The organism is Microbacterium sp. NIBRBAC000506063 (assembly GCF_017968845.1).
Taxonomy (GTDB): domain Bacteria; phylum Actinomycetota; class Actinomycetes; order Actinomycetales; family Microbacteriaceae; genus Microbacterium.
This window is the reverse complement of the sequence record NZ_CP072876.1, coordinates 910,009-935,825: the sequence shown is the minus strand read 5'-3', so window position 1 is coordinate 935,825 and position 25,817 is coordinate 910,009. Positions and strand designations below refer to the sequence as shown.

The following is a 25,817-nucleotide window of genomic DNA, read 5'->3' as shown; positions in this document are numbered from 1 at the left end:
CGGGCCATGCGTTCGGCGAGGCCGCGGGAGACCACCTGTGCCAGCGGGCCGTCGCGCACGCTCGCCGAGACGTCCAGGTCAGCGCGCAGCCCCTCATCGCCGCCTGCACGGCTGACCAGTCCAGACGCACAACGCGGGCGTCTGCGCGGGTGGTGACGACGCAGAGCAGTTCCTCGCGGCCGGTGTACACGTAAGAGAGCACCGCGGTGTCGGGTTCCAGCGCGGTCTGCAGCTCGGTGAGAGAGGCGCGCGGGACGGCGGTCGCGGAGCCGGTGCGGGTCCATTGCCGATCCCGGATGCGGTCGCGGAGCGAACGGACGTCGGGGAGGTGTCCCAGTCGGCGGCGTCGAGCTCGGTGCGCAGCATCCGGAACTGCGCCAGGTCCTCGGCGAGTTCCGGGTCGTGCGGCGGACGCACGGGCGTGACGTGCTGGCTGGTCAGCCGCACGCGCTCGGACCACTCGAACAGCACGGCAGAATCATCTGCGCGGGAGGCCGCGTCGAGCCCTTCGATGGAGATCGCGAGGCCGTGCATGCCGAGAGAGGCCTGGAGATCGAGTGCCCCGAAGGTCTCCCGCCATTCGGCGAGCAGGTCGAGGCCCGCTCCGGCGATGCGTCGCGCCTCGCTGTGGCGGCCGCGTGCCGCCGCCCGGGCAGCACGCACCTCGTGCACCCGCAGTCGCAGGGGCGTCGCCGCGGTCGGCGCGACGCGGGGAGGCGGGCACTCGTGTCTCCGCGTCGCGCGGCGGCGAGGAGGCCCGTGAGTCGCACACCGGTCGCCTCGGTGCGCAGGCCCGCGCGGGTGAGCTCCGCGGACACCTCGGCGAATCGGGCGGGTTCCGGCGGTGTTCCCAGGCGAGTCAGCGCGTCCAGCCGCACGGCCTCCGCCCGTGCCGCCCAGCTGTCGCTGCCGAGACTGCGGAAGCGCCGTGCCGCCGTCCGCGCCACGCGTGCGGAGCCGGTGGCGTCGTGCGTCAGCAGGGAACGGGCGAGGTGGAATTCCGCTTCGGCGCGGGACTGCCGCATCCGCTGCGCGCCGAACATGCGCGCGACCTTCTCGAGAAGTTCCTCGGCCTCCGTGACGAGCCCGGCATCTCGCAGCACCTCGGCGCGATCGAGGTCGCTGATGGCGGCGGCGACCTCGGACGCCGCGGCGATCACCGGGCGTGAGCGGGCGATGAGGTCGAGCGCGGTGACGAGGTCGCCGCCGAGCAGCGCCGCGTAGCCGAGGTTGTGGCGCGCCTCGGCGGCGGTCTCCTCGGCACCTTCGGCGAGGTAGATGGCGAGCGCGCGCCGGAGATCGTCGGTGCAGGCGTCCAGCGCGTGGCGCTGCATGTGCACGATGGAACGGTTGAGGAGGCAGTTCGCCGTTTCGATCGTGGGGGCGTCGAGGCCGTCGATGGCAAGGCCGAGCACGGTCTCGGCCTCATCGAGGCGGCCGGCGTGCATGAGGAGGACGCCCAGTTGCCCGTGGAGGACGGCGACCGTCTCGGCACGCAGCCCCTCGTGGGCGAGCGCCTCCCGACACAGGCCCTCCGCCTCGGCGGGCTGGCCGGTCTGCCCGAGGCCGTAGGCGAGGGTGCCGGCGATACGGGCGAGCAGGTCGGGGTCGTCGGTCCTCGCGCGAGCCGTGGTGAGATCGCGCCGCCCGGCCGCGAAGCGTCGCTCGTTCGTCGCGGTCCGGCCGCGGACGTAGAGCTCGTGGGCGGTCAGGCTCATTCCTCCAGGATGCCCTGTCCGGGTGCACCGCGGGGGATTCAGGCGGTGAAGTCCTCCTTCGGGACGCCCTCCGCGGCCCTGGCGACCGCCTCGCCGGTATCGACGCTCGCGCCCTTGTCGACGTCGGCGAGCAGGGGGCCGATCACGGCGGCGATGCGTCCGGCGATGTACGGTGCGGCGAACGACGTGCCGCTCCAGACCGCGAAGCCGCCCCGGTAGTCGTCGGGGTCGACCGTCTCGCGGTGCAGGCGGTCCTTGTCGGCGCGGGTGGTCGCCTGCACGCCGCCGACGAAGGCGGGCGTCGTGCTGACGACCATCGCGCCGGGAGCATAGGCCTTCACCCACGGCCCGATGTTCGAGAACAGCGCCACCGACCTGCCGGAGGGGTTCAGGGCGCCGACCGACACGTGCGGGGCGTGGCGGTCGGGCTTCAGTCCGTTGTCGGAGCCGGGCCACGGCCAGAGGGATGCGGGGAACGAGGGCCGGTCGATGGCATCGTTGCCCGCCGAGCACACGACGACGCAGCCCAGCTCGCGCAGTTCGCGCAGGAGCTGGTACAGCAGCTTCGAGTACTGCCCGTCCACGGGCGTCTCGTGGTAGTAGCCCAGCGACAGGCTGAGCACGTCGATCGGGTGCCCCGTGGTCGGGTCTTCGCGGTAGCGCCGCAGCAGCTCCACGACGCCGGCGACCGTCTCGAGGAGGGTGCCCTCGTCGACGACGCCCAGTGAGCCGGCGACGCGGATCGAGACGATGTCCGCGTCGGGAGCGGTCTGCCGGATGAGCCCGGCGATGAACGTGCCGTGCCCCGCCACGGCGTCGATCTGCCCGTCGAGCTGGCCGTACAGGTCGGGATACCGCTCGGGGTCGTCGTCTCCGGTGAGGCCGAGCGGGACACCGTCGATCTCGATCCGCCGCGTGACGATCGAGTCGGGCAGCCAGTCGTGCACGCCGCATCCGGTGTCGAGCACGGCCACGACCGCTCGTCGCCCTCTCTTCGGATCCCTGCCGCGGGTCGGGAGGGGCCGACCCAGGTGACGGGCTGGCGGCCGCCGCGGCCGGGCTGGAGGTAGTCGTCGCTGCCCACGGCGCCCTCGCCGCGCACCGGATTGCTGCGGGAGAAGGGATTCGTCCGCGAGAAGGGGTTCGTGCGGGAGAACGGATTCAGGCCCACGGGGTCCACCGCGAGCACATGCTCCAGGCCGGCGTGGGGAAGGGTCGAACCGGTCATGCGTCGCGCCCGCTGCAGGACGCGCCAGGCATCCGGCGTGTACGGCGCCTCCTCGCCCCGAGGAGTGACGGGAGTGCTGAGGTGTCCACGGATGAATCCGCCGCGAGGCTGCCGCGGCCGGTCCACGGCACCGAGGACGCGCTCGACGTGCAACTCCCATCCGAACGCCTCGGCCGCGGCGCGCAGGGCCTTGACGTCCTCGTCGTCGTCGGGCTTGACACTGTGCCGGTCGGTGTCGTCGTAGTCGGGCGTGATCAGAAGCCGGGTCGGCAGGTAGGCGGTCGGGTACGCGCGGATGCCGTCGACCTCCTCGGTGCTCGGCTCCAGAGCGATTCCGCGAGGTATGGAGCCCTCCGCGCGGTCCTGCCACGTCCATCGCCTCGGGTACATCTCCTCGTCGGCCATGAGTCACCTTCCCGGTGCGAGCGCCGTCGCACCCTATGCCGTGCGGACCTCACACCTCGAACCGGGGTGTCAGGAACTCTCGGTCCTCTTCTCCCGCGCGCGTCACCATGCGCACGCGGCTGAGCCCGGGGCGACGTCCTCGAACGCGAAGCGCCCGTGCTCGCCCGGTGCCGTCGAGGCGTCCCTGTCGCCCTGGATCAGGTGCACCTCGACCGCCTCGGCATCGGTCCAGCCGTCGATGCGGCGGCGGTCGCCGCCGGCATCCGACACGTGCAGCAGGATGCTCGTGGTGCCGTCGCTGAACTGCAGCGTCGCCGTGTCGTTGTCGCTGCGGACGGGGTGGTCGCCCCCTCGACGAGGGTGAGCAGCGCGTACTCCCGGGACAGATCGGCGGAGGCCACGGCGGCGACCATGCGGTCGATGAGATCGGCCGGCAGCGGATCCACCTCTTCCCACAGCCCGCGCAGCTGGGCGAAGAGGGCGGCGTCGTCGGAGGGCACGTCCATCACGCACCTCCCGCGGAGAATCCGGTCGCGGCGAGCGTCGTGCGGAGCTTGGCGAGGCAGCGCTGTCGGGTCGGCCCGATGCTGCCGATCGGCATGGACAGATCCGCCGCGATCCGGGCGTAGTCGGGACGATCCTCGAAGGCGATGATGCGCAGGAGGCGCCGGCAGCGTTCGGACAGGGTCTGCACCGCGCCCACAGGCGGCTCCGCTCGTCGCTCGTGGCCGCCCTCTCCTCGGCCGACTCCTCGGTCGGCAGCAGTGGTTCGAGATGCTCGTCCTCGATCGCCGTCATGCGACTGTGACCCTTGGCGACCCGCCAGGCCTCGCGGCGCGCCGTGGTGGTGAGCCATCCGGAGATCGCGCGGGGCTCCGTGATCGTCTCGTGCCGGCGCACGAGGATCAGCCAGGTCGACTGCACCACGTCCTCGGCCAGGGTGCGGTCGAGCCCGTAGGCGCGCACCACATGCCAGAGCACGGGGGTCATCAGGCGGACGAGCTCGTCCATCGCCGAGTTGCGTCCCTCGCGCCACGCGCTGAAGTGCTCCGCCGCACGCTCCCAGCGCGCGGCACCGTCGGTCGCGGCTTCGCTCATGATGCCCATTGTGATCACATCCATCAGGAGCAGGGCAAGAGTGTGCGTGATACATCCGTCCTCCTCGTGCAGGACGACGGACTCGGGGTCGGGCAAAGTGTCGCTGCACGGAGAACGGCGCGGGTCCCGCAGGAATCCTGAGATTCTCTGCGGGACCCGCGCCGTTGTGCGGATCGGATGGTCTACGGCACTGCGCGGCGCAGCGTGAAGTACGACGAGACGCCCAGCACGACGGTCGCGAGCAGCACCCACAGCGAGGTGGACAGCGGCGTGATGGTGTCGAGCCACAGGCCGACGTTCATCCACCACTTCTGCCAGGTGATGAGGGCGATGAGGCCGATCACCAGGAGGGCCAGACCCGTGATCACGATGGTGATCACGACCGTGCCGAAGCGCTTGTAGATGGTCGCCGTCCAGAAGCCGATGACGAAGAACAGCAGCGTCATCGCGAAGAAGAACAGCCAGCCCTCGTACCAGGGGCCGTCGGTGACCCAGCGGACGTTGAACATGTAGGCGCCCACGCCCACCCGTTCGTGGCCAGCTCGGGGAAGCGCAGCAGCGTGTACACGGTGGCCAGCACGGCGCCGGCGCCGGCGGTGATGAGCGCCGTGCCGAGGAAGAAGGTGCGGCGCGAGATGCTCATCGCCTGGGAGAAGGGGAAGGTCAGCGTGAGACTCTGGATGCCGATCACCAGGAAGTACCACAGCGGGGCCTGCGAGGCGCCGGTGAAGGTCTCGTCCTGATCGGGGATGCCGCCGACGGCGCCGGCGATGATCGCGAAGATCAGCCAGTTGATCACGAAGGCGCCGGTGACCACCAGGATGGGCACCCAGACGTAGGTCTGCGTGTTGACCAGCTGCATGCGGGCGGTGGCGAGGATGCGGTTCATCGGTTCTCCTCCTTCTGGGCGTCTCCGTTGCGGAGGGTGAGTCGGACGACGAGCTGCTGCAGCGAGACAGGCGCGACGTCGAGGTCGGATGCCGCCAGCTCCTGCCGTTCGTCGTGGGTGAGGGTGCCGAGCACGGTGACGGATGCCACACGGCCCAGCGCCTCGCGGTGGATGACCTCGCGGCCCGCCGCCAGGCGTCGACCTTGGCGGCGTCGCCGACGACCGTGACGGCGCGGTCGCGCACGGCATCGGTCTCCTCGTTGAGGAGGATCTTGCCCTGATCGATGACGATGACGTGCTCGATGAGGTTGGCGACCTCGTCGATCAGGTGACTCGACAGGATGATCGTGCGCGGGTGCTCCGCGTAGTCCTCGATGAGGCGGTCGTAGAAGATCTGGCGCGCGACGGCGTCCAGGCCCAGGTACGGCTCGTCGAAGAAGGTGATCTCGGCACGGCTCGCGAGGCCGATGATCACGCCGACGGCCGAGAGCTGGCCGCGGGAGAGCTTCTTGATCGTCTGCTTCATGGGGAGCTGGAAGTCCGCGATGAGCTGCTGGGCGAGCTCTTCGTTCCAGTTCGGGAAGAACATCCGGGCGACCCGGAAGGCGTGGCCGGGCTTGGCGTCGTCGGGGTACTTCTGGCTCTCCCGCACGAAGCACATGCGCGAGAGGACGCGCTCGTTCTCGTAGGGTTCTGCCCGAAGATGTGCGCGGTGCCGCTGGTGGCGAAGTTCTGCGCGGTGAGGATCGACATGAGGGTGGTCTTGCCGGCCCCGTTGCGGCCGAGCAGGCCGTAGATCTTCCCGGGCTCGAGCGAGAGGCTGACGCCATCGAGCGCAGCGGTGTCCTTGTAGCGCTTGGTGAGGTCGGTCACCTCGATCACGGCGGTCATGGTTGTTCCCTTCGTTCGGGGTGGTCGTGTGGTCAGTGGTCGGATGCCGCGGCGCGCTCTTTCAGGAGCGCGGCGAGGTCGGCGGCGTCGAGTCCGAGCGTGCGCGCCTCGGCCAGCAGCGGGTCGAGGTAGCGCTCGGCGAAGGCCGTGCGGCGCTCGGTCAGCAGGAGGTCGCGGGCACCGGCGGAGACGAACATGCCGATGCCGCGGCGCTTGTGGAGCACTCCCTTGTCGGTGAGCATGTTCACTCCTTTGGCGGCGGTGGCGGGGTTGATGTGGTAGAAGGCGGCGAGCTCGTTGGTCGAGGGCGCCTGGCCCTCCTCGGCGAGGGATCCGTCGAGGATCGAGTCCTCGATCGCCTCGGCGATCTGGAGGAACAGCGGCTTGCCCTCTTCGATCACGTCGCCTCCCGGGTTTGTGGGTTAGTTACTCGACTAACTAACCACATAACCTCGTGCCTGTCAACCGCATCACCATTCCGCTCCTCTCGACCAGTACCAGGCACTACCGACCCCTGCCGGTCTCATTTGTTGCGACTTTTGTGAGGGTGAACCCGCAACAACTGAGACCGGCCCATCCTGCCGGTCTCAGAAGGTGCGGGTAGGCGGGGTCGGATGTCGCAACAAGTGAGACCGGCGGGGATAGGGTGACCTGCGTGACCGAGTTCCCCTGGGAGAGGCTGCGCCGCGCCCCGACGTCGAGGCGCCGAACCTCTTCGCCCACGATGCGACCGACCGGCTCCTCACCGACCAGGCCCTCGCGCTCGCCGCGGAGCGGGGCCTCACCGGCGAGGAGGTCGCCGTGATCGGCGACGAGTACGGCGCGATCACGCTCCGACTCGTGGATGCGGGGCTCTCCGGCATCCGGGTCCACCAGGACCTCGCGACCGGACGCCGGGCGCTCGAGCGCAATGCCGGGGCCCTTGGCATGTGCGAGATCGCGGACGAGAGCGCGCGTGATCGGCGTGCCGGGGCGCAACACGCCGATCCTGCGTCCATCGATCCGCCGTTACGAGCAGCCTTCATGCCGTGCGAGCTGGACGCCTCGCTGCTGCGGGGCGCGCGACTCGTGCTGCTGCAGCTGCCGAAGGCGCTCGCCGAGCTCGAGGAGATCGCGGATGCCGTCGCCCGCTGGGCCGCGCCGGACGTCACCCTCATCGCCGGCGGTCGCGTCAAGCACATGACCCTCGCGCAGAACGAGGTGCTCGGACGACACTTCGGCACCGTGCAGCCGCAGCGGGCGGAGCAGAAGTCGCGGCTGCTCGTGGCGACGGAGGTGCTGCCGGTGCCCGAGGAGCCGCCGTTCCCGGTCTTCGACACGGTCGACGCTCCGGGGCTCGGACCGCTGACGCTCGCCGCTCACGGCGCCGCCTTCGCCGGCGCGCGACTCGACATCGGCACGCGCGTGCTGCTGGAGGCGCTCAGTCGCGAAACGGAAAGCCTCCGGTCGTTGAGCGAGCGCAGCGAGACGAAACGCGGCGACTCTCCCCATGAACCGCATCACGTCTCGTCTCGGTCGCCGTCGGCGTCCTCGCGGGGCGATCGGGGGAGGTCGCCGTGAAGACGGTGGTCGACCTCGGATGCGGCACCGGCGCCCTCGCGGCGTGGTTCGCGCTGCGGCATCCGACCGCCCGCGTGATCGCGACCGATCGCTCGGCCGCCGCGGTGCGCTCGGCGCGGGCGACGATGCCCGCGAACGGTCTGGCGGACCGCGTCGAGGTCGCTCACGACGACGCCGGCTCCGAGCTGCCGCCCGGCGAGGCCGACATCGTCCTGCTGAATCCGCCCTTCCACCTGGGCACGAGCGTGCACACGGGTGCGGCGACCCGCCTGTTCGAGGCAGCCGCGCGGCTGCTGCGTCCTGGCGGCGAACTCTACGCGGTGTGGAACTCCTCGCTGCGCTACCGTCCGCAGCTGGAGCGCTCGGGGGCCCCACCGAGCAGTTGCATCGCACCCCGAAGTTCACGGTGACCCGGTCGGCGCGGCAGGTATCGAAGCGATAACAGGATTTGCCGCATCCGATGGCCTTCGTTACCGTGGATGATGGCCCGAACGGGCCGAGACCAGTCCGCGGTCGCGTCCCCACATCGTCTTCGCTGTGCACGAAAGGGGCGTGGGCGTACGGTCGATGTTCTTCACGGTGGATCCGAAATCCGCTGTCCGTGTCGCTTGCACAGCCTTTGACGGAGCGACCCTGTGATCATCACCCGGGCGTAACCGAAGCAGGCTCCCGAACCCGAAAACGGTGAGCCGCGGGGAAACGTGTCCGATACCGCTCTCGAAGCGCGCAATCTGTACAAGGTGTTCGGGAAGAATCCGAACCAGGCCGTAAAGCGATTGAAGTCCGGGGAGACCCGTGAGCAGGTGTCGGATGCCGGCACCGCCGCCGTGATCGACGCGAGCTTCTCCGTCGAGCGCGGCGAGATCTTCGTCATCATGGGGCTCTCGGGCTCCGGCAAGTCGACGATCATCCGCATGCTCAACGGGCTGCACGATGCGACCGACGGCGAGGTGATCGTGCACGGAGACACGATCACCGGCGTCTCGCCGAGTCGCCTCCGCGAGATCCGCCGCGACCGGCTGTCGATGGTGTTCCAACACTTCGCGCTGCTGCCGCACCGCACGGTCGCCGACAATGTCGCCTATCCGCTGGAGCTGAAGGGCGTGGGCAAGGCGGAGCGCCGGGCCCGCGCCGAGGAGATCCTCGCGATGGTGGGGCTTTCCGGCTGGGGCGAGCAGCTGCCCTCGGCGCTCTCGGGCGGCATGCAGCAGCGCGTGGGGATCGCCCGTGCGCTCGCCGCCGACACCGACATCCTGCTCATGGACGAGGCCTTCAGCGCGCTGGACCCGCTGATCCGCCGCGAGATGCAGGAGCAGCTCGTCGAGCTGCAGCGCAAACTGCACAAGACCATCGTCTTCATCACGCATGACCTGAACGAGGCGATGTTCCTCGGCGACCGGATCGCGGTCATGCGCGACGGCCGCATCGTGCAGATCGGCACGCCCGAGGACATCCTCACCGACCCCGCGAACGACTACGTCGAGCAGTTCGTGCAGGACGTCGACCGCGCCCGCGTGCTCACCGCCGGCAACGTCATGGAGCGGCCGCGCCCGGTCGTGGCGGAGACGGCGGGCCCGCGCACGGCGCTCAAGGAGATGCGCGACGCCTACATGTCGGCCGTCTACGTGACCGGCCGCGACCGTGAGCTTCTCGGGATCGTGACCGATCGCGATGCGGTGAAGCTCGTTCGAAAGGGCGAGAAGTCGCTGGCATCGATCATCAAGCCCGCGCCGCAGAGCGTGGACGAGTCCGAGGTGCTGATGAACCTGTTCGTCCCGGCCGTCGAGTCGCCGGTGCCGCTCGCGGTGACGGATGCCGAGGGTCGCCTGGTCGGGGTCATCCCCCGTGTGACGCTGCTGGCCGCTCTCGGACCCGGGCCGAACTCCACCGAGGAACTGACGATCCCGCTGCAGCCGATGCCGCAGGCCGTGATCGATGAGGCGCTCGCGGAGGCGATCGCCGGCGAAGCCGGTGCCGCCGAGACGGAGGGGTGCGCTGATGGAGGGTTTCCGCATCCCGATCGGGCAGTGGGTGAAGTTCCTCGTCGACTGGATCCGCGACAATCTGAAGTGGCTGACGGATGCCATCTCCGACTTCGTGAGCTTCCTCGCCGAGGGATTGGCAGACCTGCTCATGGCGCCGCCGGCTCTGGTGATGATCGCGGTGTTCGCGCTGATCGCGTGGCTCGTGCGCTCCTGGCAGCTCGCCGTCGGGACGGTGCTGATGTTCTTCGTCATCGTGAGCGTCGGCCAGTGGGACAACGCCATGCTGACGCTGTCGCTCGTGCTCGTCGCAACGCTGGTGACCGTGGCCATCGCGGTGCCGCTGGGCATCTGGGCGGCCCGCAACGACACCGTCAGCACCGTCATCCGCCCCGTGCTCGATTTCATGCAGACGATGCCGTCGCTGGTGTATCTGATCCCCGTGATCGTGTTCTTCAGCCTCGGATTCGTCCCGGGCGTCATCGCCACGGTCATCTTCTCGCTGCCTCCGGGGTTCGGCTCACGGAGCTCGGCATCCGCGGGTGGATCGCGAGAAGGTCGAGGCGGGCCACGCCTTCGGTGCGACGCCCCGTCAGATCCTCAGCGGCATCCAGTTGCCGTTGGCGATGCCGACGATCATGGCCGGCATCAACCAGGTGATCATGCTGGCCCTGTCGATGGCCGTGATCGCCGGAATGGCCGGGGCCCGGGTCTCGGCAAGGAGGTCGTCGCGGCCCTGTCGACCATCAACGTCGCCCAGGGCGTCGAGGCGGGCCTCGGCGTCGTGTTCATCGCGGTCTACCTCGACCGAGTGACCGCCGCTCTGGGCAACCCCGGCGAGTACCGCTCGTCGCTGCTCGGGATGCTGGGCCGGCGTCGTGCCGAAGCGCAGCGCGTGACGAGCGCGTCGGATGCCGCAGAGACCGCCGTCGCGAAGGGTCCCATCAAGCCGCCCGTCCCCATGTCGTAACACCGCAAGAAGAACCACATACGAAACGTGTGAAGACATACGTGAAAAGAGAAGGAATGAGAATGAAGAAGAAGAATCTGGTCGGAATCATCGCCCTGGGAGCTGCCGCGTCCCTCGTGCTCGCCGGTTGCGCGAGCAACGGCGGCGACGCCCCCGAGCCCGGCGACGACGGAGCGAGTGAGGACAAGGGCACCATCACGCTCGGGTTCCTCTCCGCGTGGACCGACGGGCTCAGCACCGCCTACCTGCTGGAGGACCAGCTCGGCAAGCTCGGCTACACCGTCGCGATGGAGGATGTCGTCGACGCCGGACCGCTGTACACGGCGCTCGCCGGCGGCGATGTCGACATGTACCCCTCGGCGTGGTCCGAGGTCACGCACGCCTCGTACATGGAGGAGTACGGCGACCGCATCGAGGACCTCGGCGCCTACTACGACGGCGCCGTGCTGACGATCGCCGTGCCGGAGTACCTGACCGACATCAATTCGCTCGAAGACCTGGCCGGCAACGCCGACCTCTTCGGCGGACAGATCATCGGCATCGAGCCGGGCGCGGGTCTGACGGATGCGACGCAGAACTCGATGATGCCCGCCTACGGCTTGGACGACTACCAGCTGGTGACCTCGTCGACCGCGGGCATGCTCGCGACCCTTGACACCGCGATGGCCGCCGAGGAGGCCGTCGTCGTGACGCTGTGGCGCCCGTTCTGGGCCTACGCCTCCTGGACCTGAAGGATCTCGAGGACCCGCAGGGCGCCATGGGCGACCCCGAGTCGCTGCACTTCCTCGGCAAGCAGGGCTTCGCCGCCGAGTTCCCGAGGCCGCCGACTTCATCAGCGGGATCACCCTGACCGATGACCAGTACGGTGCGCTCGAGGGCTCGTCACCTCCGACGAGTACGCCGGCGACCCGGCCGGCGCCGTGCAGGAGTGGCTGGGCGAGTTCGGCGACCAGATCGACTGGCTGATCACCGAGTAATCCGGTGTTCCCGAGGGCCGCTCCGCTTCTGCGGGCGGCCTTTTCGGGCTTTCTGACCCCTTTCGCCCGGGTGCGGGTATCGCCGACTCTCCTCCTCTGGTAAAGTTGAGTCATATTCACTCAACTTTGATGAACACCCACGGCAAGGAGACGCCAGGAGGCACGATGACCACCCCGCCCCGCAGGAAGAACAGCAGAGCGCGCTCGAACAGTTCGGGATCAACCTCACCGACCGCGCCCGCCAGGGCAAGCTCGACCCGGTGATCGGGCGAGACAGCGAGATCCGCCGGGTCAGCCAGGTGCTGACCCGTCGCACCAAGAACAACCCGGTGCTCATCGGCGAGCCCGGCGTCGGCAAGACCGCCGTCGCCGAGGGGCTCGCGCAGCGCATCGTCGCGGGGGACGTGGCCGAGTCGCTCAAGGGCAAGGAACTCGTGGCGCTCGACATCTCCGCGCTCGTGGCGGGTGCCATGTACCGGGGCCAGTTCGAGGAGCGCCTCAAGAGCGTCCTCAAGGAGATCACCGAGTCCGACGGACAGATCATCACCTTCATCGACGAGCTGCACGTGCTCATGGGCGCCGGCGGCGGCGAGGGGTCGGTCGCGGCCTCGAACATGCTCAAGCCCATGCTCGCCCGCGGCGAGCTGCGCCTCATCGGCGCGACGACGCTCAACGAGTACCGCGAGTTCATCGAGAAGGATGCCGCGCTCGAGCGCCGCTTCCAGCAGGTGTACGTCGGCGAGCCGAGCGTGGAGGACACGATCGCGATCCTGCGCGGACTCAAGGGCCGCTATGAGGCGCACCACGGGGTGACGATCAGCGACAGCGCGCTCGTCGCCGCGGCATCCCTGTCGAACCGCTACATCCCAGCCGCCAGCTGCCCGACAAGGCCATCGACCTCGTCGACGAGGCGATGAGCCGGCTGAAGATGGAGATCGACTCCAGCCCCACAGAGATCGATCAGCTGCGCCGGCAGGTCGACCGCATGCGCCTGGAGGAGCTCGCCCTGAAGAAGGAGAAGGACGCCGCCTCCAAGGAGCGGCTCGCCAAGCTGCGCGAGCAGATGGCCGAGTCGGAGTCGGAGCTCCGCGAGCTCGAAGCCCGCTGGGAGCGCGAGCGCGCGGGTCTGAACCGCGTCGGCGACCTCAAGAAGAAGCTCGACGCCGCCATCACCGAACGCGATCAGGCCCTGCGCGAGGCGAACTACGCCAAGGCGTCCAAGCTCGAGTACGAGACGATCAAGCAGCTGCAGGCTCAGCTCGACGAGGCCGAGCGCGCCGACGCTTCGACAGGCTCAGCGAGCGGTGAGGGCCGAATGGTCAACGAGCAGGTCACCGACGAGGACATCGCCGCCGTGATCGCGGCGTGGACCGGCATCCCGGTCGGAAGGCTCCTGCAGGGTGAGAGCGAGAAGCTCGTGCACCTGGAGGCCGAGTTGGGCAAGCGCCTGATCGGCCAGAAGGACGCCGTGAAGGCGGTGTCGGATGCCGTGCGCCGCTCGCGGGCGGGCATCAGCGACCCGAACCGGCCCACCGGCTCCTTCCTCTTCCTCGGGCCCACCGGCGTCGGCAAGACCGAGCTGGCCAAGTCCCTCGCCGACTTCCTCTTCGACGACGAGCACGCCATGGTGCGCATCGACATGTCGGAGTACGGAGAGAAGCACTCCGTCTCGCGCCTGGTCGGCGCCCCTCCCGGCTACATCGGCTATGAGCAGGGCGGTCAGCTGACCGAGGCCGTGCGCCGCCGCCCCTACTCGGTCGTGCTGCTCGACGAGGTCGAGAAGGCGCATCCGGAGGTCTTCGACGTGCTGCTGCAGGTCATGGACGACGGGCGCCTCACCGACGGGCAGGGCCGCACGGTCGACTTCAAGAACGTCATCCTCATCCTCACCTCGAACCTGGGCTCGCCGATCCTCATCGACCCGACCCTGAGCACGGAGCAGAAGCGGGAGGCCGTGGACGCCCTGGTGCGCCAGTCGTTCAAGCCCGAGTTCATCAACCGTCTCGACGACATCGTGATCTTCCAGGCGCTCAGCCAGGACGACCTCGCGCAGATCGTCGAGCTCGCCGTCGACCAGCTGCACGAGAGGCTGCGCGAGCGTCGGCTCACCCTCGCGGTCACCCCGGATGCGCGGGCCTGGCTTGCCGAGCGCGGTTACGACCCGGTGTTCGGCGCGCGGCCGTTGCGCCGCCTGATCCAGTCCGAGATCCAGGACCGCCTCGCGATGGCGCTGCTCTCGGGCGGCGTGCACGACGGCGATCTGGTGCGCGTCGATGTGGCGGCGGACGGCTCGCAGCTCGTGCTCACGAGCGAGCAGGGCCGGCGGCATCCGATCCGGCATCCGATGACGACGACGTGATCGAGGCGGAGCTGCTGGACGATTGACCCGAAGCGACGGAACCGTACTCCCGTCCTGCTGATACGGGAGTACGGTCTCGCGCTACAATAGCGGGATGAAGACGACGATCGAGATCCCCGACGCCCTCGCAGCCGAGGCGAAGCGTGCGGCCCTCGCCGAACGCACGACCTTGCGCGAGCTGATGGTCACCGCTCTTCGCGCGGAGCTCGATCGCCGCGGGAGCATCGGGCCGGTCGACTTCCACTTCCCCACGGTGGGCGGGGCGGTCTCATCGTCGAGGTCGATCCGACGGATGCCATCGCACGTTCCTACGGTCTGCCTGCCGCGTGATCGCCCTCGACACCAACATCCTCGTCTACGCCCATCGCGAAGACAGCCCTCATCATGAGGCGGCAGCGGCGGTGCTCTCCCGGATCGCCGCCGGAGCGGCGGCCTGGGCATTGCCCTGGCCCTGCGTGCACGAGTTCCTCGCGGTGGTGACGCACCCGCGCATCTATGCGCCACCGACACCGATGCCGGTGGCGCTCGAGGCGGTGCACGCGCTGGAACGGCTTCCGAACATGAGGATGCTGCACGAGACCACCGGTCACGTCGACGAACTCGAGCGTCTGCTGTCGCGCGGAGACGTCACGGGCCCGCGCGTGCACGATGCCCGCATCGCGGCGATCTGCCTCACCCACGGTGTCTCCGAGCTGTGGACGGCCGACCGCGACTTCTCCTGGTTCCCCGCCTCCGCACCGTCAATCCGCTCGCCCGCGGAGTGTGACGGCGGCCTCCCTCAGGCCGCGACCGGCTCCTTCGCGGCGACGGCGTCGAGGTCGGTGCCCTTGGTCTCGCGCAGCACGAAGGTGCACGCCGCCGAGATCAGCAGGCTGACGGCGACGTACACGGCCACCGGCCACCAGGCGCCGCCCGCGGCGCGCATGACGAGCGCGGCGATGAGCGGGGCGAGTCCGCCGCCGAGCACGGCGCCGATCTGGCCGGCCAGGGCGCCGGCGCTGTAGCGCACCTCGGTGGGGAAGAGCTCCGCCGCGTACGTCGTCACCGCCCCGAAGTAGATCGCCAGGAAGAAGAACGCCAGCGCGAAGGCGAGGTACACCATCCCCGCCTGGCCGGTGCGGATCATCAGGAAGAAGGGGAAGATGAACCCCGCCGACAGCAGCGCGCCGAGGATGATCGGCGGGCGGCGACCGATCCGATCCGACAGCGAGCCCACGATCGGAGCGACGATTAGGGTGACGATCGAGCCGAAGGCGACGCCGGTGAGCGCCGTGGCCGCCGGGAGTCCGAGCTCGGTCGTCGAGTACGAGGCGATGAACACCAGCAGGATGTAGAAGATGACGTAGAAGCCGTAGCCGACGCCCGAGGCGAGCAGGAGCAGCTTCGTGTGGGTGCGGAACAGTTCCGCGATGGGCAGCTTCACGCCTTCGCCGCTGTCGCGGAGCTTGGCGAAGGCGGGCGTCTCGACGACCTTCGCGCGCATGTACAGCCCGACGAGCACGAGCAGGAAAGAGAACAGGAACGGGATGCGCCATCCCCACGCGAGGAAGGCTGCGGGGTCGAGCAGCGAGACCAGCAGCACGGCGATGGTCGCCAGCAGCAGGCCCGCGGGAGCGGATGCCGGGATCACGGCGCCGTAGAAGCCGCGGCGCTCTTTCGGCGCGTGCTCGGTGGCCATGAGCACGGCGCCGGCGACCTCGCCGCCGTAGGCGAAGCCCTGCGCCAGGCGCAGCGTCACCAGGGCGATCGGGGCCCAGATGCCGATCGTCGCGTACGTCGGCAGGAGGCCCATGAGCATCGTCGCGACACCCGCGATCAGCAGCGTCGCGATCAGGATCGACTTGCGGCCGAAGCGATCGCCGAAGTGCCCGGCGACGATGCTGCCGAGGGGCGGGCGATGAATCCGACGGCGAAGGCGGCGAAGGAGACGATCGTGGAGACGGCCGGGTCCTCGGTCGGGAAGAACAGCTGCCCGAAGACGAGCGCGGCGACGTAGCCGTAGAGCAGGAAGTCGTAGTGCTCGAGCGCGGTGCCGATGAAGCTCGCCATGGCGGCGCGGCGGGGCGATGTGGCGGCGCGGGTGCCGTCGGGTGTCATGGTGCCTCCTTGCACAGGCCGCGGGACGTCAGTGTCGGATGCGGCGCGAGATGACGGTCAGGTGACGTACCGCTCACGATAAGCGGGTTCGCATCCGGTGTCAATCGATCGATTGGTTGGAACACAGAAGTGCGTATACTCTGGAATTGATCGGGGATCGACGCAGATCCATCAATCGATCGATCTCGAAGGAGAGGGTGAGCGTGAGCGGAAGCGCCAGGCGCCTCAGCGCCGTCAACGTCCGACTGCCCGAGGGCGTGACGCCGCCCGGCACCCGCGGCCGCATCCTGCAGGCAGGGCTCGCCCAGTTCGCCGAGCGCGGGTACTACGGCACCTCGATCCGCGACCTCGCCGCCGACGCGGGCGTCAACTCCGCCACGCTCTACGCGCACTATCCGTCCAAGGGGCATATCCTCGCCGCCCTCGTGCTCCACGGCCACGAGGAGATGCACCGTCGCCTGCAGGAGGCGGTGGTGCGCGCGGGCGCCGACCCGGCCGCGCAGCTGGCCGCGATCGTCCACTCCCATGTGCTCGTGCATACCGAGTACCCGCTGCTGGCGGTGGTCACCAACGCCGAGCTGCACGCGCTCTCGGCCGATCTCGCGCGTCCTGCGGTGACTTTGCGCGAGCAGTCCCGGCAGTTGCTCCTGCAGGTGCTTACCCGGGGTGCCGAGCGCGGCGATTTCGACATCGCCGACACCTTCCTCACCGCCACCGCGATCGCCGGCATGGGCATGCGCGTGGCGAACTGGTTCGGCCCGGACGCGCCGTTCACGGGAGAACAGGTCGCGAACTCGTACGTCGAGATGGCGCTGAGGATGGCCGGCGCGAGGACGCGCACGGCCGTCGCGGAAGGGGGCAGCAGTGACCATCGTGCAGACGAGCAAAGGCCGGGTCCGCGGCGAGGAGATCGCCGCCGGCATCCGCTTCCTCGGCATCCCCTATGCCGCGCCGCCCGTCGGCGAGAACCGCTTCCGGGCACCCGCGCCCGTCCAGCCCTGGGAGGGCGAGCGCGATGCCACGGGCTTCGGGCCGACGGCGCCCAAGCTCCCCTACGCCCCGCCGATCGACACGATCCTGGGCGACACCACGATCCCCGGTGACGAGTGGCTGAACCTCAACGTCTGGACTCCCGGAACGGATGCCGGAACATACCCGGTCCTCGTCTGGATCCACGGCGGGGCGCTGCGCAACGGCTCCTCGAGCCAGCCGATCTACGACGGCTCGGCCTTCGCCCGCGACGGCGTCGTCTTCGTCTCGATCAACTACCGCCTGGGCATGGAGGGCTTCGGCGTCTTCGACGGCGCTCCTCCCAACCGGGGGCTCCTCGACGCGATCGCCGCCCTCGAGTGGGTGCGCGACGAGATCGCCGCGTTCGGCGGCGACCCCGCGCGGGTGACCGTGGGCGGGCAGTCGGCGGGCGCGAACATCACCGCCGCGCTGCTGGCCGCCCCGCGTGCCCGAGGCCTGTTCCACGGCGCGGTGCTGCAGTCGGGCCCGCCGCTTCTCCAGGACGAGAAGGCCGCGCGGACCACCGCCGCGAACATCGCCAAGGAGGTGGGCGTCGCCCCCAGCGCCGAGGCGCTCGCCGCCGTCGATCCCACGACGCTCGTCGAAGCCCAGTTCGCCTACACGCGTCGGGGCAACCCGCTCTCCAGCACCGCGGCCTTCGGCATGATCGCCGACCCGGACTCGGTGCCGATCGAACCGGTCGAGGCCGTGCAGAGGGGCGAGGCGGCATCCGTCCCCGTGCTGCTCGGAGCGACGACCGAAGAGCACAAACTGTGGTTCGTGCCGACGAGGATGAACGACAAGATCGGCCGCTTCGTGTTCTGGGCGGCCGGGAAGAAGGCGAAGATCCCGAAGAAGGTCGTCAGGGCCTACCGGGAGGCGCTCGCCGGTCAGCCGCTGGGCGACGTGCTGGGCTCGATCGCGCTCGACAAGGCGATCCGGATGCCCTCGCTGACGATCGCCGACGCCCACCGCGCGCCCGTCCACGTCTACGACTTCGACTGGAAGACGCCGGTGATGGGGCTGGGCGCCTGCCACGCGCTGGAGCTCGGCTTCGTCTTCGACAACCTCTCCTGCGGGGAGTCCGTCACCATCGCGGGCGCCGAGGCCCCGCAGCATCTGGCCGACCAGATGCACGGTGCCTGGGTGTCGTTCGCGGCATCCGGCGATCCGGGATGGCCGGCGTGGGACTCCTCGCGCCCGACCCGCGTGTTCGACGGTGCGGCTTCGCCGGTGGTGCCCGACCCGCGTGCGGTGCTGCGCGCCGCCTGGGCCTGACCCCGCGGTCAGTCGGCGGAGGAGCCGGAGTCGGATGCCGCGGCATCCGACTCCGCATGCACATCCGGCAGATCGCGCATGCCCCAGAAGGGGCCGATGACGACGAAGGCGGCGGCGAGCAGCCCGCCGAGCGCGCCGATCCACATGGTCGGCACGACGCCCAGCCAGGTGCCGAGCGCACCTGCGAGCAGGGCCGCGATCGGCATGACCCCCAGACGCAGAAGCGGATCGAGGCGTTCATGCGGCCGAGCAGGCGTGCCGGGGTGACGCGCTGGCGGAAGGTGACCTGGGTGATGTTGTAGACCAGCACGGTGAACGACATCAGGAAGCCCTGCACGACCAGAAGAGGGAAGGCGATCGCCGGTACGAGGGCGGCCGCCGGCAGGAACAGCCCCGCCACGGCGAATCCGATCGCGCTGATCGGGATCGCCCGCGCCTCGCCGATCCGGCGCACGAGGTGGGGCGTGGCGACGGCGCCGGCGAAGCCGCCGATCGCTCCGAGGGCGAAGACGATGCCCATCGCCTGGGGGAGAGGCCGAGCTCGCGCAGGATGAAGATCGGCAGCAACGTGAACGAGATCGTGCTGAAGAAGTTCGAGATCGCCGTCGTGCCGACGATCCGGCGCAGCAGCCGGTTGCCGAACACCCAGCGCAGCCCCTCGCCGATCGAGCGGAGGATCGGATCGTGCGAGCCCTTCTCGGCGACCACCTCGTTGTCGCGGGTGAACAGCAGCGCGATGAGGGAGGCGATGTAGGTCGCCACCGTGGCGAGGATCGCCAGCGGCGCCATGAGGATGCCGACGAGCCACCCACCGATCGCGGGCCCTGCGATCCCGGCGATCTGATGGGTGGACTCGAACTTGCCGTTCGCCTCGGCGATCTGCGCCGGGCGCACGAGCGAGGGGACGATGCTCTGGTACGAGACGTCGAAGAACACCGTCGCGATGCCGAGCACGAGCGCCACGGCGTAGAGGTGCCACATCTCCAGCACGCCGAGCCACCACAGCAGCGGCAGCATCGCCAGCGCCAGGGCGCGCACGAGGTCGGCGACGATCATCACGTGGCGCTTGCGCATCCGGTCGATCCAGGCGCCGGCGGGCAGCCCCACGACGAGGAACGCGGCCACGGCGGCGGCGTTGAGCAGCCCCAGCTGGAACTCGGTCGCCCCGAGGATGAGCACCGCGAGCACGGGGATGGCCAGCTCGGTGATCTGCGCGCCGAACTGGCTGAGCGCCTGCCCGCTCCACATGCGCAGGAAGTTCGCGTCGCGCCAGAGGGAGCGCGGTTTCGCGTCTACTGATTGAGACATGTCAATCAGTCTGCGTAACTGATTGAGGAAAGTCAACCACTCCCGTATCGTGGGGGCATGGTCGATGAGGGATCGGATGCCGAGAGCCAGGCGAGGGCGCGCGCCCTCAGCTCTCCGCTGCGGCTGCGCGTGCTGCGCCTGTGCGCCTTCGAGGCGCGCACGAACAAGGAGCTCGCCGAACTCCTCGACGTCAACCCGGGAACGATGCTCCACCACGTGCGCACTCTCGTGAGCACCGGCTTCCTCGCCGCGGAGGAGGAGCGCTCGGGTGCGCAGGGCGCCCGTGAGATCCCGTACCGGGCGACCGGGCTCTCGTGGCGTACGCCGATCCCCGGGCAGTCGGCGGTGCTCATCGAGACCTTCCTCGAGCAGATCGAGGGCCTCGCTCCCACCGAGATCGACACGATCTGGCTCGGCCTCAAGCTCAACGACGAGCACATGCAGGAGTTCGGCCGGCGACTGGGCGAGCTCGCCGAGGAGTTCAAGGCGCGCCCCTCCGACTCCGACGGCAAGACGTACTCCTTCTTCGCGGCCGTGCACCCCGACCGCAACCCGCCGCGCGAGACGCCCGCGGGCTGAGCGCGCGCCTCCGGAGGGTCAGGAAGCGCTCGCCGCCAGCCGCTCGGCACGTCGTGCGCGCTGGAGCACCGGATCCGGCACCGGCGCGGCGGCGATGAGACGCTGCGTGTAGGCGACCTGGGGTCGCCGCAGCACCTGCGCGCGCGGACCCGTCTCCATGATCCTCCCGTGGTGGAGCACCGCCACCCGGTCGCAGAGCTCGTCGACGACGGCGAGATCGTGGCTGATGAAGACGCAGGCGAATCGAAGCCTCTCCTGGAGGCGACGGAAGACATCCAGCACCTGCGCCTGCACCGAGACGTCGAGTGCACTGGTCGGCTCGTCCGCGATGAGGATCGTCGGGTCGAGGGAGACGGCTCGGGCGATCGCCACCCGCTGCCGCTGGCCGCCGGAGAGCTGATGGGGATAGTGGTCTCTGCGATCGGCCAGGTCGACGTCGATCAGCAGGCTCTCGACCCTCTCGCGCAGCTCGCGTCCCCGCAGGCCGCCGATGGTCGCGACCGGCTCGGCGATGCTCTCCCGGACGGTGTAGCGGGGGTTGAGGGAGGTCGCGGGGTTCTGGAAGACCACCCCGATGCGACGTCGGATGCGGGTGCGCTCCGCACGGGAGACCGTGCTCATATCGGTGCCGTCGATGACGATGCCGCCCTCGGTGACCGGAGCCGCCCCGATGATCGCCCGTCCGATCGTCGACTTTCCGCTGCCGGACTCGCCGACAAGGCCCAGGATCTCCCCGCGGCGGACGTCGAGGCTGACGTCGTCGACCGCACGCACGACGCCGCGCAGCCGCCCTCCGTACTCGACGACGAGATCGCGCACCTCGAGCATGAGCCGATCGGATGCCGCCGGCTCCTCCTCGTCGCGCTGCCCCAGCCGCGGCACGGCGTCCAGCAGCTGCCGGGTGTAGGCGGCGGCCGGTGAGGTGAGGACCTCCTGCACCGGGCCGTCCTCGACCAGCGCCCCGTCGCGCATCACGACGACCCTGTCGGCGATGTCGGCGACGACGCCCATGTCGTGCGTGATCAGCAGGATGCCGCGGCCGTCGCGCCGCCCGAGGCGGGCGAGGACGTCGAGCACCTCGGCCTGCACGGTCACATCGAGCGCGGTCGTCGGCTCATCGGCGATGAGGAGCCGGGGGTCGGAGGCGAGCGCCATCGCGATGCCGACGCGCTGGCACTGGCCGCCGGACAGCTCATGCGGGTACTGACCCATCCTCCGCTGCGGATCGGGGATGTCGACGAGCTCGAGCAGCTCGACCGCGCGGCGCCGGGCGGCCCGCCGGCCGAGGGATCGATCGTGCGCGCGCACGGCCTCGACGACCTGGAAGCCGATCGTGAACACGGGGTTCAGCGATGCGACGGGGTCCTGGGAGATCAGCGCGACCTGCGCACCGCGGACCTGCTGCAGCTCCTTGGGGCGAAGTCCCAGCAGTTCCCGGCCGTGCAGCGCGATCGATCCGGTGGCGTGGGCGCCCTCCGGAAGCAGGCCCATGACCGACAGGGCCGTGACCGACTTCCCCGAGCCGGACTCGCCGACCACGGCGACGACCTCGCCGGGCGCGATGTCGAAGTCGACGCCGTGGACGACCTCGACAGGGGAATTCCTCCCGAACGCGACCCGCAGGTCGCGCACGCTCAGGACGACATCCGGATGCGACTCAGCCATCTTCATCCCGTTCCTCGCCTGTGTCGCGGGCGCGCTTGTACTCGCGCCAGTCGCCGAGCATCTTGTTGTGGTACTCATCGATCCACTCGAGGTAGTCGCGCCCGTTCATGACGCGGATGCGCGCCTCGCCCTCCTCCGGCTTCAGCCAGCGCAGGGCGGCGTCCAGGGCCTCGATCTGACGGCCGAAGTAGCGGCGTTCGTTCGCGAGGAAGCTGCCCCAGGGGTCCTCATCCGCCTTGAAGTAGTGGCTGCGGTCCCCGGGCAGTGAATGGCGACGGATGTAGTTGGTGTCGAGCAGTCGCCGCGTCGCCATCGACACCGCGCCCGCGCTCGCACCGAGTGCCTTGGCCAGGTCGGCCGAGGAGATGTAGGGGCGGTCCATGATCATGAGATAGCCGAGGACCCGGCCGTCCATGCGCGAGACGCCGGCCATGTCCCAGATCAGGCTGATGTCCTCGGCGAACTGGAGCCGGTAGGCCTCGCGCTCGTCGACGTCGTCTGCCGCATCCGGATTCTCGGTCATGTTCTGGTCCTTTCCCGCTGTGGGCTCACGATCAGCATCGCATCCTCAGCGTCTCTCGCGTGGATCGAAGGCGCTGCGCAGCTCCTCGCCGATCGCGACGATGGCCAGGACCGTGAGCGCCAGCATGATGCTCGGGAGCACGAGGATGTGCGGGGCGGAGTGGAAGACGCGCGAGCCGGCGGCGATCTGCAGCCCCCAGGAGATCGCCGGCGACGACAGTCCGATCCCGAGGTAGGTCAGCGTGCTCTCGGCGACGATGACCGCGCCGACCGTGAGCGTGGCTAGGAGCAGGACCGGCTGGATCGCGTTCGGAAGGACGTAGCGTCCGACCACGCGCGGCGTGCCCAGCCCCATGGTCCTCGCCGCGAGCACATAGTCCGCCTTGTTCACCGAGCGCACCGCGCTGCGCATCAGCCGGGCCATCATCGGCCAGCCGAAGACGCCGAGCACGAGACTGACGGTGAGGACGTTGCGGGCGCCGAGCATGTTCAGCACGACGATCGCCGCCAGCAGCAGCGGGAAGCCCAGGAACACCTCGGTCAGGCGAGACACGATCCAGTCCGCGACCCGGCCGCCCATGCCCGCCAGCGTCCCCAGGACGACGGCGAGGAGGAAGGCGATCGCCGTCGCCAGGAACCCGACGGCGATGGAGCTCTGCGCTCCATAGACGGCGTTCGCCCAGATGTCGCAGCCCTGCAGGTCGAAGCCGAAGGGGTGGCCGGGAGCCGATCGGACGGCGCTGTCGGCGAGATCGCAGGCGCGGGGGTCGCCGTTGCCGAACAGTCCGGCGAAGGGAGCCGGCGCGACGGCGAAGGCGAAGAGCACGAGGAGGACGAGGGATGCCGCCCAGACGAGCGGCCGGCGGATCAGATGGTTCCAGGCGGAGTTCTGCCGCACCTTCGCAGTGGCGATGGCGGTCGTCTTCGGGGAGCCTGTTTAGCCACGGCGGATCCTCGGGTCGAGCAGTGCATGGAGGGCGTCCACGATCAGCGAGGTGAGCAGGAAGATGATGATCAGGGCGGTGGAGATGCCGACGACCAGGGACGCCTCGTGGTTCCGGATGGCGGTGAACAGCAGGTTCCCGACGCCGGGGAGGTTGAAGATGCCCTCGATCACGACCGCTCCGCCCAGGAGGAAGCCGAGGTCGGTGGCGAGATAGGTCGCGGTGGGGATGAGCGAGTTGCGCATGACATGGAGCCCGACCACGCGACCTTCGCCGATGCCCTTCGCGCGGGCGGTGCGCACGAAGTCGGCGTCGAGGTTCTCGATCATCGAGCCGCGCACGAGACGCGACACCGATGCCAGCCCGAAGACGGCGATCACGAGCGAGGGCAGCACGTAGGACGCGGGCCACCCTCGCTCACCCCGGCGACGGGAACCAGTCCAGCCGCACGCCGAACACGATCTGCGCCGTGATGCCGAGGACGAAGACCGGCACGCAGCTGATCGCGATGGTCGTGATCAGCAGACCCCGGTCGATGAGCGTGCCGCGCTTGAGCGCCGAGACGATGCCGACGGCCAGGCCCAGCACGATCTGGATCACCCAGGCGGTCAGCGCGAGGGTGATCGTCACCGGCCAGCGGGCCGCGAGCTGATCGGCCACGGGGCGACCGGTCAGGTCCACGCCGAAGTCGCCACGGAGCAGATTGCCGAGATAGTTGGTGTACTGCACCCAGAGCGGCTGGTCGAGCAGGTAGCGCGCGTTGATCGCGTCGATCACGGACTGGGGGAGCTGACGGTCGCCGGCGAGGGCGCGGATAGGGTCGCCGGGCAGGCTGAAGACCGTCAGATAGATGATGAAGGTCACGCCGATGAAGACGATCGCGAATCCTCCGACGCGCTGGAGGAGGCTCAGTCCGAGGCGCATGTCCGCTCCTTGGCGACGTAGGCGTGCGCGGCAAGGATGGCGCCGTACTGCACGCCCACGACATCGTTGAGCGGCAGCGCGGCAGGCGTGCCCGTCTCGAGCGCTTCGGCGAGCCAGCCGTCGAACAGCGCCTGCGCGGCATCCGCTGCCCTTCGGACCTCGGGGGCGGCGGTGCCGGCATCGACCTCGGCGCGCAGCGCGCGCACGAGCATCCCGCCCCAGCGCAGCCGGTGCAGCTCGACGAGTCCGCGCAGTGCGGAGACCTCCGCCACGGTCGCGGGGCGCTCCGCCTCGGGGCGGCCGCGCGGGCGATGTTGGCCTGGCCGGCCGAGACCGCCGCCGGCGCGAAGACGCGGGCGGCGCGCAGCAGGGGGTGTCCAGTCGCCGATGGGGCTCGGAGTCCTGCAGCAGTGCGACCAGCCGCGTGCCCGCCTCGATGAGCAGCTCGCCGCTGCGGCGCAGCTCGTCGGCGTAGGAGTGCGCGGTGGGCGTCGTGTCGTCGGCATCCGGGTCGGAGAACTGCGGCAGCTCGGCGATCAGTGACAGCGAGCCGTATTTGCGCGCGTAGGACGTCGAGGCGTCTCCGGCCGAGCCTTCCGGATAGGGGTCCATGCCGAGGGACTCCGTCCAGTCGTAGGCCTCCTCGATCGTGCCCATCTCGTAGATCGCCTGGGCGAGGACGGGGAAGTGCGCGCCCTCCGGCTCGCCCGCGTGCAGCGGCACCCCGAGGTGCGCCGTCACGGCGTGCAGCTGCTCGTACAGCCCGGGGGTGGCGCGGGAGAGGTAGAAGTACGCTCCGCCGCCCTCACTGTTGTGGAGGGGCACGTAGAGGTCGGGCTCGGCGAGGTCGATCGCTCGTGCCAGAGCCCGGGTCTCCGGCATCATCCGGTCGAAGTAGGCGTCCTTGTAGGAGAAGGGGAACGTCCACTCGACCTGCTCGTCCGGAGCCGGACGGAAGAACTCGCGCGCGTAGCGCTCCCGATCGGAGGGGTGGCGAACCACCCTTCGTTCAGGCGCATGCCGTCGGGGTCGGCGCAGGGCACGATGTGCCAGGTCGTGTCGAGCCGCCCGCGGAAGTCGTCATCGGCGATGAGCTGCTCGACCAGGTGGAGCACGGTGAGCGATCCGATCGGCTCGTTCGGGTGCACGCCTCCCACGATGAGCGCCGAGAGCGCCCCGGAGCCGACCCGATAGCGCCGGATGGGCTCACCCAGCCGGCTCGTGCCGATCCGCTCGCTCGTGACGAGGTCGGGACGCCGCGCGCGCAGGTCCTCCATCGCCGCGTGGAGCTCGTCGACGGTCGGGAAGGCGGTGTGCGCGGACACGCCACCGGCCCGGCGGAGGATCTCCTCGACCGGGCCGATGGCGCTGTGCGCCGTGACAGGGTTGTGCACGGGTGATGCTCTCTCGTG

Annotated in this window: 24 protein-coding genes and 7 pseudogenes; 12 read left to right on the top strand and 19 right to left on the bottom strand. The window is 69.7% G+C overall.

Going from position 1 to position 25,817, the window contains the following annotated elements; genetic code table 11:
* Window positions 1–93 precede the first annotated feature (93 nt).
* The 8 genes and pseudogenes from KAE78_RS05260 to KAE78_RS05225 form a co-directional block, all read right to left on the bottom strand.
* Window positions 94–471, bottom strand: a complete 378-nt coding sequence (locus KAE78_RS05260; protein ID WP_223172060.1) for a hypothetical protein — start codon at window positions 469–471, stop codon at window positions 94–96.
* The gene (locus KAE78_RS05255) at window positions 438–1,718 is read right to left on the bottom strand and encodes a hypothetical protein (RefSeq protein ID WP_223172059.1); all 1,281 of its coding nucleotides are present in this window, start codon (window positions 1,716–1,718) and stop codon (window positions 438–440) included. The genes KAE78_RS05260 and KAE78_RS05255 overlap by 34 nt, the downstream gene beginning before the upstream one ends.
* A gap of 38 nt (window positions 1,719–1,756) precedes the next feature.
* Window positions 1,757–2,692 carry a S8 family peptidase gene (locus KAE78_RS05250; protein ID WP_262927764.1) on the bottom strand — a complete coding sequence of 312 codons (936 nt, stop codon included), beginning with the start codon at window positions 2,690–2,692 and terminating at the stop codon, window positions 1,757–1,759.
* A gap of 761 nt (window positions 2,693–3,453) precedes the next feature.
* The gene (locus KAE78_RS05245) at window positions 3,454–4,473 is read right to left on the bottom strand and encodes an RNA polymerase sigma factor (RefSeq protein WP_223172057.1); all 1,020 of its coding nucleotides are present in this window, start codon (window positions 4,471–4,473) and stop codon (window positions 3,454–3,456) included.
* Between the two features lie 158 nt (window positions 4,474–4,631).
* Complete coding sequence (locus tag KAE78_RS05240; RefSeq protein WP_223172056.1) at window positions 4,632–4,895, bottom strand: hypothetical protein; 264 nt, start codon at window positions 4,893–4,895, stop codon at window positions 4,632–4,634.
* Window positions 4,892–5,338, bottom strand: coding sequence for a hypothetical protein (locus KAE78_RS05235; RefSeq protein ID WP_223172055.1), 447 nt, complete (start codon window positions 5,336–5,338; stop codon window positions 4,892–4,894). The genes KAE78_RS05240 and KAE78_RS05235 overlap by 4 nt, the downstream gene beginning before the upstream one ends.
* Window positions 5,335–6,229: pseudogene (locus KAE78_RS05230) on the bottom strand (ABC transporter ATP-binding protein). The gene KAE78_RS05235 and the pseudogene KAE78_RS05230 overlap by 4 nt, the downstream one beginning before the upstream one ends.
* 32 nt (window positions 6,230–6,261) lie before the next feature.
* Window positions 6,262–6,630, bottom strand: a complete 369-nt coding sequence (locus KAE78_RS05225; RefSeq protein ID WP_223172054.1) for a GntR family transcriptional regulator — start codon at window positions 6,628–6,630, stop codon at window positions 6,262–6,264.
* Between the two features lie 254 nt (window positions 6,631–6,884).
* Here KAE78_RS05225 and KAE78_RS19445 point away from each other — a divergent pair.
* The 8 genes and pseudogenes from KAE78_RS19445 to KAE78_RS05185 form a co-directional block, all read left to right on the top strand.
* Window positions 6,885–8,231 (top strand): annotated as a pseudogene (locus tag KAE78_RS19445) (class I SAM-dependent methyltransferase).
* Window positions 8,232–8,490: 259 nt separating this feature from the next.
* A pseudogene (locus KAE78_RS05210) lies at window positions 8,491–9,771 on the top strand (quaternary amine ABC transporter ATP-binding protein); the annotation flags it as partial.
* Between the two features lie 16 nt (window positions 9,772–9,787).
* A pseudogene (locus tag KAE78_RS05205) lies at window positions 9,788–10,741 on the top strand (ABC transporter permease).
* A gap of 62 nt (window positions 10,742–10,803) precedes the next feature.
* Entirely contained in the window at window positions 10,804–11,472 is a 669-nt protein-coding gene (locus tag KAE78_RS05200; protein WP_317451913.1) for a glycine betaine ABC transporter substrate-binding protein, read from the top strand.
* A complete protein-coding gene (locus KAE78_RS18430) occupies window positions 11,436–11,591 on the top strand; it encodes a hypothetical protein (RefSeq protein WP_317451867.1) in 156 nt (51 codons plus the stop codon). Before KAE78_RS05200 ends, KAE78_RS18430 begins: the two co-directional genes overlap by 37 nt.
* Window positions 11,592–11,936: 345 nt before the next feature.
* A pseudogene (locus KAE78_RS05195) lies at window positions 11,937–14,103 on the top strand (ATP-dependent Clp protease ATP-binding subunit).
* Between the two features lie 68 nt (window positions 14,104–14,171).
* On the top strand, window positions 14,172–14,465 hold the full coding sequence (locus tag KAE78_RS05190; RefSeq protein ID WP_223172546.1) for a hypothetical protein: 294 nt from the start codon (window positions 14,172–14,174) through the stop codon (window positions 14,463–14,465).
* A pseudogene (locus KAE78_RS05185) lies at window positions 14,404–14,745 on the top strand (TA system VapC family ribonuclease toxin); the annotation flags it as partial. The gene KAE78_RS05190 and the pseudogene KAE78_RS05185, both read left to right, overlap by 62 nt.
* Window positions 14,746–14,855: 110 nt before the next feature.
* Here the strand turns inward: KAE78_RS05185 and KAE78_RS05180 are convergent.
* Window positions 14,856–15,908 (bottom strand): MFS transporter, encoded by a 1,053-nt coding sequence (locus tag KAE78_RS05180; RefSeq protein ID WP_262927830.1) that lies wholly within the window; start codon window positions 15,906–15,908, stop codon window positions 14,856–14,858.
* Window positions 15,908–16,174, bottom strand: coding sequence for a hypothetical protein (locus KAE78_RS05175; RefSeq protein WP_223172052.1), 267 nt, complete (start codon window positions 16,172–16,174; stop codon window positions 15,908–15,910). Before KAE78_RS05175 ends, KAE78_RS05180 begins: the two co-directional genes overlap by 1 nt.
* A gap of 197 nt (window positions 16,175–16,371) precedes the next feature.
* Here KAE78_RS05175 and KAE78_RS05170 point away from each other — a divergent pair.
* Together KAE78_RS05170 and KAE78_RS05165 are read left to right on the top strand one after the other, a co-directional pair.
* Window positions 16,372–16,935: pseudogene (locus KAE78_RS05170) on the top strand (TetR/AcrR family transcriptional regulator); the annotation flags it as partial.
* A 103-nt stretch (window positions 16,936–17,038) separates the two neighbouring features.
* Window positions 17,039–18,463, top strand: a complete 1,425-nt coding sequence (locus KAE78_RS05165; protein WP_223172051.1) for a carboxylesterase/lipase family protein — start codon at window positions 17,039–17,041, stop codon at window positions 18,461–18,463.
* An 8-nt stretch (window positions 18,464–18,471) separates the two neighbouring features.
* On the opposite strand, the gene KAE78_RS05160 is transcribed toward KAE78_RS05165, so the two are convergent.
* Together KAE78_RS05160 and KAE78_RS05155 are read right to left on the bottom strand one after the other, a co-directional pair.
* The gene (locus KAE78_RS05160) at window positions 18,472–18,669 is read right to left on the bottom strand and encodes a hypothetical protein (RefSeq protein WP_223172050.1); all 198 of its coding nucleotides are present in this window, start codon (window positions 18,667–18,669) and stop codon (window positions 18,472–18,474) included.
* Between the two features lie 115 nt (window positions 18,670–18,784).
* Window positions 18,785–19,711, bottom strand: a complete 927-nt coding sequence (locus KAE78_RS05155) for an MFS transporter (RefSeq protein WP_262927763.1) — start codon at window positions 19,709–19,711, stop codon at window positions 18,785–18,787.
* A 117-nt stretch (window positions 19,712–19,828) separates the two neighbouring features.
* Here KAE78_RS05155 and KAE78_RS05150 point away from each other — a divergent pair, with 117 nt between their 5' ends.
* Window positions 19,829–20,350 (top strand): winged helix-turn-helix domain-containing protein, encoded by a 522-nt coding sequence (locus KAE78_RS05150; RefSeq protein WP_223172048.1) that lies wholly within the window; start codon window positions 19,829–19,831, stop codon window positions 20,348–20,350.
* An 18-nt stretch (window positions 20,351–20,368) separates the two neighbouring features.
* Here KAE78_RS05150 and KAE78_RS05145 read toward each other — a convergent pair whose 3' ends face one another.
* From KAE78_RS05145 to KAE78_RS05120, 6 genes are read right to left on the bottom strand one after another with little or no spacing between them, the layout of a single operon-like run.
* Complete coding sequence (locus KAE78_RS05145) at window positions 20,369–22,021, bottom strand: dipeptide ABC transporter ATP-binding protein (RefSeq protein WP_223172047.1); 1,653 nt, start codon at window positions 22,019–22,021, stop codon at window positions 20,369–20,371.
* Window positions 22,008–22,538 (bottom strand): GbsR/MarR family transcriptional regulator, encoded by a 531-nt coding sequence (locus tag KAE78_RS05140; protein WP_223172046.1) that lies wholly within the window; start codon window positions 22,536–22,538, stop codon window positions 22,008–22,010. Before KAE78_RS05140 ends, KAE78_RS05145 begins: the two co-directional genes overlap by 14 nt.
* A gap of 45 nt (window positions 22,539–22,583) precedes the next feature.
* Entirely contained in the window at window positions 22,584–23,435 is an 852-nt protein-coding gene (locus KAE78_RS05135; protein ID WP_223172045.1) for an ABC transporter permease, read from the bottom strand.
* A gap of 39 nt (window positions 23,436–23,474) precedes the next feature.
* Complete coding sequence (locus KAE78_RS05130) at window positions 23,475–23,876, bottom strand: ABC transporter permease (RefSeq protein ID WP_223172044.1); 402 nt, start codon at window positions 23,874–23,876, stop codon at window positions 23,475–23,477.
* A gap of 22 nt (window positions 23,877–23,898) precedes the next feature.
* On the bottom strand, window positions 23,899–24,405 hold the full coding sequence (locus KAE78_RS05125; RefSeq protein WP_223172043.1) for an ABC transporter permease: 507 nt from the start codon (window positions 24,403–24,405) through the stop codon (window positions 23,899–23,901).
* Window positions 24,390–24,677: a hypothetical protein gene (locus KAE78_RS05120; RefSeq protein WP_223172042.1), complete on the bottom strand. Its 288-nt coding sequence runs from the start codon at window positions 24,675–24,677 to the stop codon at window positions 24,390–24,392. The genes KAE78_RS05125 and KAE78_RS05120 overlap by 16 nt, the downstream gene beginning before the upstream one ends.
* A gap of 115 nt (window positions 24,678–24,792) precedes the next feature.
* On the opposite strand from KAE78_RS05120, the gene KAE78_RS05115 reads away from it, so the two are divergent.
* Window positions 24,793–24,948 (top strand): hypothetical protein, encoded by a 156-nt coding sequence (locus KAE78_RS05115; RefSeq protein ID WP_223172041.1) that lies wholly within the window; start codon window positions 24,793–24,795, stop codon window positions 24,946–24,948.
* Between the two features lie 338 nt (window positions 24,949–25,286).
* Here KAE78_RS05115 and KAE78_RS05110 read toward each other — a convergent pair whose 3' ends face one another.
* A complete protein-coding gene (locus KAE78_RS05110) occupies window positions 25,287–25,799 on the bottom strand; it encodes a M14 family zinc carboxypeptidase (RefSeq protein ID WP_223172040.1) in 513 nt (170 codons plus the stop codon).
* Window positions 25,800–25,817 lie beyond the last annotated feature (18 nt).

Bases quoted from the DNA above. Each gene is read 5' to 3' on its own strand.
- KAE78_RS05255 (WP_223172059.1), bottom strand. From the start codon at position 1,718: ATGAGCCTGACCGCCCACGAGCTCTACGTCCGCGGCCGGACCGCGACG.
- KAE78_RS05245 (WP_223172057.1), bottom strand. From the start codon at position 4,473: ATGGATGTGATCACAATGGGCATCATGAGCGAAGCCGCGACCGACGGT.
- KAE78_RS05240 (WP_223172056.1), bottom strand. From the start codon at position 4,895: ATGACGCTGCTGTTCTTCGTCATCGGCTTCTGGACGGCGACCATCTAC.
- KAE78_RS05235 (WP_223172055.1), bottom strand. From the start codon at position 5,338: ATGAACCGCATCCTCGCCACCGCCCGCATGCAGCTGGTCAACACGCAG.
- KAE78_RS05200 (WP_317451913.1), top strand. From the start codon at position 10,804: ATGAAGAAGAAGAATCTGGTCGGAATCATCGCCCTGGGAGCTGCCGCG.
- KAE78_RS05190 (WP_223172546.1), top strand. From the start codon at position 14,172: ATGAAGACGACGATCGAGATCCCCGACGCCCTCGCAGCCGAGGCGAAG.
- KAE78_RS05175 (WP_223172052.1), bottom strand. From the start codon at position 16,174: ATGACACCCGACGGCACCCGCGCCGCCACATCGCCCCGCCGCGCCGCC.
- KAE78_RS05160 (WP_223172050.1), bottom strand. From the start codon at position 18,669: ATGCCGATCGCGGCCCTGCTCGCAGGTGCGCTCGGCACCTGGCTGGGC.
- KAE78_RS05155 (WP_262927763.1), bottom strand. From the start codon at position 19,711: ATGTGGAGCGGGCAGGCGCTCAGCCAGTTCGGCGCGCAGATCACCGAG.
- KAE78_RS05150 (WP_223172048.1), top strand. From the start codon at position 19,829: ATGGTCGATGAGGGATCGGATGCCGAGAGCCAGGCGAGGGCGCGCGCC.
- KAE78_RS05145 (WP_223172047.1), bottom strand. From the start codon at position 22,021: ATGAAGATGGCTGAGTCGCATCCGGATGTCGTCCTGAGCGTGCGCGAC.
- KAE78_RS05140 (WP_223172046.1), bottom strand. From the start codon at position 22,538: ATGACCGAGAATCCGGATGCGGCAGACGACGTCGACGAGCGCGAGGCC.
- KAE78_RS05125 (WP_223172043.1), bottom strand. From the start codon at position 24,405: ATGCGCCTCGGACTGAGCCTCCTCCAGCGCGTCGGAGGATTCGCGATC.
- KAE78_RS05115 (WP_223172041.1), top strand. From the start codon at position 24,793: ATGGGGCTCGGAGTCCTGCAGCAGTGCGACCAGCCGCGTGCCCGCCTC.